The organism is Okeania sp. SIO3I5 (assembly GCF_010672085.1).
GTDB lineage: Bacteria > Cyanobacteriota > Cyanobacteriia > Cyanobacteriales > Microcoleaceae > Trichodesmium.
This window is the reverse complement of record NZ_JAAHHT010000166.1, coordinates 12,861-21,992: the sequence shown is the minus strand read 5'-3', so window position 1 is coordinate 21,992 and position 9,132 is coordinate 12,861. Positions and strand designations below refer to the sequence as shown.

Here is a 9,132-nt window from a genome sequence, read left to right as displayed (position 1 = left end):
GATAATATTTATTTATATAGGAATAGAAAACTCGGCCTTCGCCGTAGCCGGAGCCGGAGCCGTAGCCGGAGCCGTGGCCGTAGCCGTGGCCGTAGCCGGAGCCGTAGCTGGAGCCTTCGCCGTAGCCGGAGCCGTAGCTGGAGCCGTAGCCTTCGCCGTAGCCTTCGCCGTAGCCTTCGCAGGAGCCTTCGCCGTAGTCGTAGCCGGAGCCTTCGCCGTAGCTGGAGCCTTCGCCTTCGCCGTAGCCGGAGCCGTGTTGCAAACACTGTTAAGTGCTTACGTTGCTTATCGAGCAATAAAAGGAGATGAAAAATATGCTTTTATCCGTAATATAGCTATTGCTTTTGCTGCCTTATGTGGAACCTCTTTCAGACAAGGAAATTTAACTGATGCTGACTTCACTAATGCTACTCTCAAAAGTACAGATTTTAGAGGAGCTAATATAACCCGTACTTGTTGGAAAAACGCCATAAAACTAGACCGCATACGACCAGGAGAAACCTATCTAAAAGATGCCACAGTCAGAAAGTTAGTAAAAACTGGTCAAGGTGAAAACATCAACTTAGATCGCTTTAACCTCCAAGGAATAAATCTCCAGGGAGCAAACCTAACTAATGCCAGTTTCATAGAAGCGAATCTCAACTTAGCTAACCTTCAAGATGCTAACCTTTCTCGTGCCAAATTAGTAGGAACATTTTTAGACCAAGCCGATCTCACAGGTGCAACCTTAACCGGAGCTTTTCTTGAAGATTGGGGAATAACCACCAAAACTAAACTAGATGGTATCAAATGCGATTATGTCTATATGCGTCTGCCTCCAGAAAAGAGACCAGACTTTCTCAAACTTTCAACCAAAGATACTTTAAACGATAATCCTCGTCGCGAACCTGCTGACTGGAGTAGGAATTTTCAAGAAGGAGAATTTGTTGATTTTATCACTCCAATGATAGAAACCCTCAACTTTTATCATGGAGAAAAACCCGATCCTGGAATAGTTGCCTATTCATTTCAGAAGTTGCAAGAAGAGCATCCAGAGGCAAAATTAGAAATTATTTCTATGGAAAAACGTGGTAAAAATCGTCAGGGATTTTTGTTAAAAGCTGACACTGCACCTGAAGCAGATCGTTCAAAGTTACACGCAGAATATTTTGATACTTATGATAAATTAAAAGCACTTCCAGCAAGTGAATTAGAATTATTATTAGCAGAAAAAGATAGACAAATTAAACGATTAGAATCTTGGGTAGATAGTGTGATACAATCCCCACATATATATGCAGAAAATTATCATAATCAAGGAGGTACTATGTCAGAAAGTAGTGGAGATAAAATTGATATTAGTGAAAATTATGGTGCAGTTGGCAACAAAGGAAAAGTTCAGGGTGCAGTTGGCAACAAAGGAGAAATTCAGGGTTTAGCTGGTAAAGGAGAAATTAAAGACTCAAAAATTGCTCGTACAATTAACGAATCTCCAGAACAAAATTTAGCACAAGCAGCAAAAGATATTGAAGAATTATTAGAGCAACTTGATGAAACTTATCCGTCAGATACAACAACGAACAGAATGAAAATTGCTACAGAAGTAATTACACAAATTGATAATAATCCAACTAAAGCAGAAAGAATATTTAGTGCCATAAAAGCAGGTGGAGTTTCTGCAGTTCAAGAATTACTAAATCATCCTGCAAGTAGCTTTATTATTGCAGCATTAGAGGATTGGCAAAAGACTAAAGAAATTAAATGATAATTGGCAATTGAATTAATACTTCAAAAATATCAAGTTATTAACACACCCTACTGAACTGTTTCATCTTTAAAGTAAATTTCCAGATATTTAGGTATTGTCTAAAATAGTTATTCTGTTAACAAATAATTATCATCAGGTGAGGGAGATGTCTCTGGACTACTAGATGATTTTTCCGTCTCTGACTCATCTTTTTGATCGGAAGATTCTTGTGCTTCATCCGATGATTCTTCTGTTTTTTCTTGTTTTTCCCATTCGGAAACTGGTTTAGTTAAGACATTTTTGAAGTTGACAGATAATAACAAAACAGATACCTCTTCCGGCGGTTCTCCCTCCGGTTCTAATTGAGAATATATAGAATTACCATCAAAGTCTGGTTGACCTAAAAATAGACGACTGGTTTTACCGTCTTTTAGTTGAATTTCTACAGTTATTTCTGGTTTTTCTAAACCATATTCTGATAACTGAGAAACTTTAGTATTGATGGAGCGATCGCTTTTTAAGTTTGTTAGTTCAGTTAACAAAAATTCTACTGTTTGTAAGTCAGCTTCTTTTTCTACAGGTGCAGTTATATTCCAGGTTTTTTCTTCTGCTTCCTCGTCTATTTTTAAAGTTAATGTTTCTGACTCTTGTTTGATAGTAATAGTCTGAATTTGTGCTAAGTCAAAATCAAACACTTGTTTTCGTTGTTCTTGGATTTCCGCTTGTTGTTGTTTACCTCGAATTTCATATAAGTAAACAAATCCTCCTAAAGCAAGTGCTGTTAACATTAATATTAAAGTTGTTCTTTTGATTTTCATAATTTTAGAGAGTAGGGAGTATTCAGTTATAAGTTATCAGTTATCAGCTATCAGCTAAATATTTTTTTCTTTTATCAAAATAACAAAGTAAAAATTTAATTCCTGAATTATCCATTATTCTTATCAATAGTCCACCCTGAAACCGGGTTGATCGGCGAAATTTTGGAAAAAGGATAATCAAGGTAATAAACCCGGTTTCTTGTAAATCAGTTATCAGCTAAATATTTTTTCTAGTTTGCTCAAAATAACAAAATAAGAATTTAACTTCTAACTTTTTACTTGAGAAATCGCCGTTACAAAAACAACTTCTGAATTCTCAATTCTCAATTCCTTGATTAGTTATCAGCTAAATATTTTTTCTAGTTTGAGCAAAATAACAAAATAAGAATTTAACTTCTAACTTTTTACTTGAGAAATCGCCGTTACAAAAACAACTTCTGAATTCTCAATTCTCAATTCCTTGATTAGTTATTAGCTAAATATTTTTTCTAGTTTGAGCAAAATAAAAAAATAAGAATTTAACTTCTAACTTTTTACTTGAGAAATCGCCGTTACAAAAACAACTTCTGAATTCTCAATCCTCAATTCCTTGATTAGTTATTAGCTAAATATTTTTTCTAGTTTGCTCAAAATAACAAAATAAGAATTTAACTTCTAAGTTTTTACTTGAGAAATCCCCGTTACAAAAACAATTTCAGAATTCTAAATTCTAAATTCTAAATTCTAAATTCTAAATTCATTATCGTCTTTTCCACCAGATTATTCCACCAATTGCCAAAGCAAAAATTGGCAAAATTACAATTGCCATCCAACTTAAAAATCTAGCTTCCACTAAAGTCATTGCAATGCGACGGTTTGTAGTTTTTTTCGGACTAATAGAAAGTGTTTCTTGTTCTGGTTTACTCAACCAAGAAACTGAGTTAAGAAAAACATCTCCATTCAGTTGTTGTTGAAACCAACCATTTGTCGCAAATTGAGAATTTCCTAATACTACTAAACGTGCTTCTTCAGATTTATCTTCTGATTTTGCCTCTATTTTACTAGACTCTAATTCATCTGGTGGTTGACCGGGAAGTGGAGGAATAACCTCTGCTGAAGTTGTCTCTTTTTCTACTTCTAATTCTGAAGTAGAAGTTGCCACAGATTCATTAGGTGGTTGACCAGGAAGTGGCGGAATAGGAGTAAGTTCTAATTCCGTTTCTTGACTTTTTTCCGCAGTAGGAGAACGAGTCAAAGCTACACCTAAAGATAATGGCCCTAGTCTATCCCTACCCTCATTAAACCTTAACTGACCCCTTAAATCTGTTTCTGCCCAACTTTGGTCATTAGTCCAAATTAGAGGACTTTCCTCTATCCCATCCATTGCCTCACTTTCTATGGGGCGGGCAAAAGGATATAATGATATGCCATTAGCAAAATCTTGAGTAATAGGATGTTCTCCATACCTGGTAACTAATACCACCCAGGGGTCAAGACCTACTAATCGACCAATTTCTGGATTATCTATTGCCAGGCGATCGTCAACTAATACACCCCACTCTCCAAATAAATCATTTAATCCTGGATCGGTGCTTGGATCTAACATTATTAATACACCGCCACCTCGGTCTAAATATTCTTGTAAAGCAGTAACTTCTGCCTCTAAAAATTCTCTTTGAGCGCCAGCAATAATCACAACATCTGCATCTTCTGGTACTTGAGAAATACTTGCCAAGTTGATAGATTCTATTATGTAATTTTTACTTTCCAGAGCATTAACTGCTTCAGAAAAACCTTCTTGACCTTCTTCTAATTTTCGTTCGCCGTGACCTTGAAGAAAGTAGATGTTTAAAGTTCTACTACCGAGTATTTTTTCGATACTATTTGTCAGTTTAGATTCGGTTAGGGGTTCTAGTTTTCTGCTAATAATAACTTCTTTTTTTTCTCCGACTTCCAGATGAATTTCTCCTAACTGTCTGACTCCAAATTGATTAGCTTTTCCTGGTTGTGTTTGAGGGTCTAATAACTCAAAGCTAAATTTACCATTTCCTTGTCTTTGATAGTTTTCTAATAGTTGGGAATATTGGGGATTTTCGCCTCGGTCAAATATCCAAAGTTTGACTGGTTGTTCGAGATTTTCTAATACTTCTATAGTTTGTGGTGATAATGTAAATTGTTGGTTTTCAGTAAAGTCTATTCTAGTTTGATAACGAACTCCTAGAAAGTTAATTAGTGCCAAAATTATTAGTACGGAAATAGTCGCAAAAATTGCGTTTGTACCTGCTTCGGTTGCTCGACCACTCCACCAAGTTGTAGTTGAGTTTTGTTCTACTGAATAAGCTTGATAAAAAATCCATAAACCACTTATTACTATGCCAGAAGTTATCAAAGCTGATGGTATGGGTTGCCAAGTTCCTGACACAAAACCTGCCGATAAACCGATAATAGTTAAAATTGGTCCTAGCCAAAATAAATAATTCCAAGTACCTTTGATAATTTTCATATTATCTTTTTTTTAATTTGTAAATTGTCTTGAATAGGAAATAAGGAATAAGGGAGAAGTAATATTATAAATAAATTTAGGCATTTCTGCAATGAATGATTTACTTACTCGGTTTACCGAGCATTACCTATCACCATCAAATCAATAAAATGTCAAAATACTACTATTATTTTTATCTTGGTTTTGGATTAGCCTTTCACCTAGCTTGATAACCCAATTTGTAAATTTTTTTTATCATATATAACCTATTAATTTTCCTCAGTTTTTCCAATGCACCCTGTTTCATTAGAGAAACTTTGGAGTAACTTATAGTATTGTGCATAATTTACTAGAAACAGTCTATCTTCGATCTTTGTATCGTCAATCGTTACTAATAATCTATCCCAAAATTTTGTTCCAGTTTCTTCTATCTCTAAAGTTATTGTTTTAGGCTTGGGAATAATTTCAATTCCTAATAAAATTATACGTAAGCATTCAGCTATTAGCAGTCAGCTTTTCCTACTCATGCTACGCAAACAGCAATAAAAATGAACGATGTAGCTCCATAGACTTTTACTCATACTTTTAATTCTTTGAAATCTCTAAATTAGAGACTGAATGTATCAGGAAATATAAAAAGGAGATAGGGAACAGGGAACACTTAACTGGGAACACTTAACTGGAAACACTTAACTGGGAATAGGGAATAGGTATGGGGGTCCGAAGAAATCAAGACAAGTATTGAAGAGTTAAAATAAAGGGAATATATATACCTTTCCACCTAATCAATCTACCAAATTTCAATTTCTTGAAGTACCTTTTTCTTTGAGATTTTAGTCACTCAACAACTCTCTTAAGACTTATTTTACAAACAGTTTCTTAACTTTTTCCTCTTTTAAAAGTAATGAAGCTGATAGCTGAGAGCTGACCGCTGAATGCTTACAATTATACAACCACGAACAACCAGAGCTATAAGAGTAGCTAAAATGGCAGCTTATTCACTATTTTTAATCTTCAGAAAAGGTTCAATAATTCTGATTCTATATCTTCATTAAAATACTTTAATTGTAGTTCTTTAGACTTGGAATTTACGGGGTCTAAACTACCATTATATTTTTCTAAAACACAAACAAATTCTGGTTCTTTCGGTAAGTATTTTGCTTGGAATTGAGCTAAAGCTTTAGCAAAAAGTCAGGTCTAAAGCCTCCCCTTTTAAGAGGATAAAAAAATATTTGGTTCATTATTTCAATCCCGATAGTGAGCGTCAGATGTACTGATAACTGATAACTGAAATCACGGTCTGCATCAAAAATTTCCTATGGTTCTTTTCCTTTTCAATCATAATTAAATAAGAGACTATTTAGCCTGCCCTAATTACAGTTTTGTTTAATTTTGAGATTCATGCCATTTCTTAATCTTAAGCTTTTGATGATACAGCCATCTTTAAATACTTCCATTCCATTTTTTGTATATGTGTTTGAATGTTGACTGATATGTTTAACAGACTGAGGTTTGTTGAGTTTCAATATTTGATTTTCATTGGGTGAATTTTTTTTATTTAAAGTATAGTTTTTTGAGAAAGAAGGATACCCAAAAAATACAGTTAAACATACAGGTATTAAGGCAATCAAACCTAGTTTTTTAAATAATAAAATACTCATAGTAAGTACCTGGGTTATTTCAGTTATCAGTTATCAGTTATCAGTTATCAGTTATCAGTTGTTAAATTAACTTAACTGCATCTCAATTACTTGAAGTAATAATTACCCTGAGTTGAAAAGAGGCTAAGAAAGAAAAGTATTGATTGATATTGAGATACCTTACCCCTATTTTAACAAGGATCATTTCAGTTATCAGTAGGGACGTTCGCATTTTTGTTATGCAACGTCCGTACAGTTATCAGTACTTCTGGCGCTCACCATCGGGATTGAAATAATGAACCAAATATTTTTTTTCCCTTAAAAGGGGAAGCTTTAGACCTGATTTTTTGGTAAGAATACTCAAAAAGAGTGGTAGGCTCGGTAGATGGGTATATCATTATTTTATACAAAATATTCTCTAAAAAAAACAGATTATTTTTGAGAGATTCTATTAGGCATTTTGGCTTAATTTCCAGATTAAAGAGGAAACTTGAACAGCAATATAGCCTAGTATTTATATATCAAGTTTAGCTAATCAAATTTCGGAAATCATAGATATATTTTTGACTGAATATTTAGTATTTTTGTGATTTAGTCTCAGATATGGTCTGGTTAAACAGACTGAAATAGTTTTATATCTCGCTGTTTTAATAGGTCGCCACAAAGTGAGAATTGTAAGATTCGTTAGATTTAATATAAAATGCTCTTCCTAAGAGTAGAAAAAAACTTAAGTAAAAATTAATAGCTTGAATAACTTGTTGGAATTTTATGATTTATTTTTGCTCTTGAGGGACTTGCAGATTATTAATATACCAGCTAACTTCTGGGAATTTTTAATTAAATATCGTAATAATCTCTTACTATCTTGAATATTTAGTTTTTCAAAGATATTTTAAGTTATAATATACTTTGAATATTAAACAACTTACCTCAAATAACAATATGCCAGCAAAGTCAAAAGCCACTAATAGTAAATCAAAAATAACTAATAAACAAAAAGAAGCTGCTGAAGCTGAAATTAGGGAAAAGCAAAAACCTGTTGATTATGATACTAAAGAATATCCAGTGGAAGTTATTGTTCAGAAATATATGGAAGGAAGAGAAGATGATACTAACGAGTTGTTTATCCCTGATTATCAAAGAGAAAAAGCTTGGAAGGAAAAAGATCAGTCAAAATTTATTGAATCTGTACTTCTAGGATTACCAATACCATATATATTTGTTGCTGATATTTATGACGAAGAAAATGATTTAGGACGCTTAGAAATAGTAGATGGTACGCAACGCATCCGCAGTCTATATGAATTTTCTAATAATGAACTGACTTTAGTGGGATTAGAGAAATTAAAAAAGCTAAATAATTTTACTTTTGCCGATCTACCACTTGCTCGTCAAAGACGTTTCAATAGAAGTACCATTCGGATGATTCAACTAACAGAAAAAGCAGATGAGGAAACACGACGAGATATGTTTGAAAGAATTAATACAGGTAGTATTCTTTTAAACGATATGGAAAAACGTAGAGGAATACAACGTGGACCTTTTCTTGATTTTATTGATGAATTATCAAAAGATTCCAAATTTAGAGAACTATGTCCGTTTTCTGAAGCTCTAATTCGGAGGAAAGAACCTCAAGAATTTGTGTTACGTTTTTTCGCCTATCTAAATAATTATCAAAATTTTGAAAGTAGAGTAGATATATTCCTCAATAGTTACTTAGAAAAAAACAATAAAGATGATAATTTCGATCCTCATAAAATCCAGGCAGAATTTGAATCAATGCTAGATTTTGTAGAAAAGTATTTGCCTTATGGATTTAGAAAAGGCAAAAACTATAAATCAGTTCCTCGGATTAGATTTGAAGCTATTTCTGTAGGTATTGCACTTGCTTTAAGAAAAAGAAAAAATCTCAAACCAAAATCAATGGATTGGCTAAATTCACCAGAATTTAAAAAACACACTACTTCTGATGCTAGTAACTCTAGACCAAAAGTTATTGGGAGGATTGAATATGTGCGAGACCAACTATTAAGTAAATAATGACAAGTATCTTATTTCAAAATTTTAATCAACGCTCTAAAGAGGTAGGTAAATATTTTATTTTTATCAAAAGTCTACAGCAAGGAACACTAATTGAATATGTGCCAGATCAACTATTAGCTAAATAATGAAAAGTATTTTATTTCAAAATTTTAATGAACGCTCTCAAGAAGTCAGTGAATATTTTATTTTTATCAAAAGTCTACAGCAAGGAACAACTAAATTAGCAATGGAAAGTCAAGCAGGAAAGAAAGTCAAAGAAATTGACCCAGAGTTAATAAAAACTCTGAAAGCAAGTGCTTTTTTATTACTTTACAATTTAATAGAATCTACTATGAGAGATGCTATTGAAGAAATATTTAATGAAATGAAAAATCAAGGAGTTTCCTTCAATAAAATTAGACCTGAATTAAAGAAAATTGTTCTTCAGAATTTGAAGCGGAGAAA

At 33.2% G+C, this 9,132-nt stretch carries 7 protein-coding genes; 4 read left to right on the top strand and 3 right to left on the bottom strand.

All coding sequences use genetic code 11. The features are described 5' to 3' along the window. Nucleotides 1-1,744 (top strand): pentapeptide repeat-containing protein (locus F6K40_RS27960; protein WP_293140418.1); only part of this gene is annotated, 1,744 nt, incomplete at its 5' end. Between the two features lie 110 nt (nucleotides 1,745-1,854). Here the strand turns inward: F6K40_RS27960 and F6K40_RS27955 are convergent. From F6K40_RS27955 to F6K40_RS27945, 3 genes are all read right to left on the bottom strand, one after another. Next, on the bottom strand, nucleotides 1,855-2,544 hold the full coding sequence (locus tag F6K40_RS27955; RefSeq protein WP_293140416.1) for a DUF4340 domain-containing protein: 690 nt from the start codon (nucleotides 2,542-2,544) through the stop codon (nucleotides 1,855-1,857). A gap of 739 nt (nucleotides 2,545-3,283) precedes the next feature. Beyond that, entirely contained in the window at nucleotides 3,284-5,026 is a 1,743-nt protein-coding gene (locus F6K40_RS27950) for a GldG family protein (RefSeq protein ID WP_293140414.1), read from the bottom strand. Nucleotides 5,027-6,375: 1,349 nt separating this feature from the next. Next, nucleotides 6,376-6,666 carry a hypothetical protein gene (locus F6K40_RS27945; RefSeq protein ID WP_293140412.1) on the bottom strand — a complete coding sequence of 97 codons (291 nt, stop codon included), beginning with the start codon at nucleotides 6,664-6,666 and terminating at the stop codon, nucleotides 6,376-6,378. Nucleotides 6,667-7,554: 888 nt separating this feature from the next. Between F6K40_RS27945 and F6K40_RS27940 the strand changes: the two genes are divergently transcribed. From F6K40_RS27940 to F6K40_RS27930, 3 genes are all read left to right on the top strand, one after another. Further along, nucleotides 7,555-8,685 carry a DUF262 domain-containing protein gene (locus tag F6K40_RS27940; RefSeq protein WP_293140410.1) on the top strand — a complete coding sequence of 377 codons (1,131 nt, stop codon included), beginning with the start codon at nucleotides 7,555-7,557 and terminating at the stop codon, nucleotides 8,683-8,685. Next, nucleotides 8,685-8,813: a hypothetical protein gene (locus F6K40_RS27935; RefSeq protein ID WP_293140408.1), complete on the top strand. Its 129-nt coding sequence runs from the start codon at nucleotides 8,685-8,687 to the stop codon at nucleotides 8,811-8,813. The genes F6K40_RS27940 and F6K40_RS27935 overlap by 1 nt, the downstream gene beginning before the upstream one ends. Beyond that, on the top strand, nucleotides 8,813-9,132 hold a 320-nt coding region (locus F6K40_RS27930; protein WP_293140406.1), incomplete at its 3' end, for an MAE_28990/MAE_18760 family HEPN-like nuclease. The genes F6K40_RS27935 and F6K40_RS27930, both read left to right, overlap by 1 nt.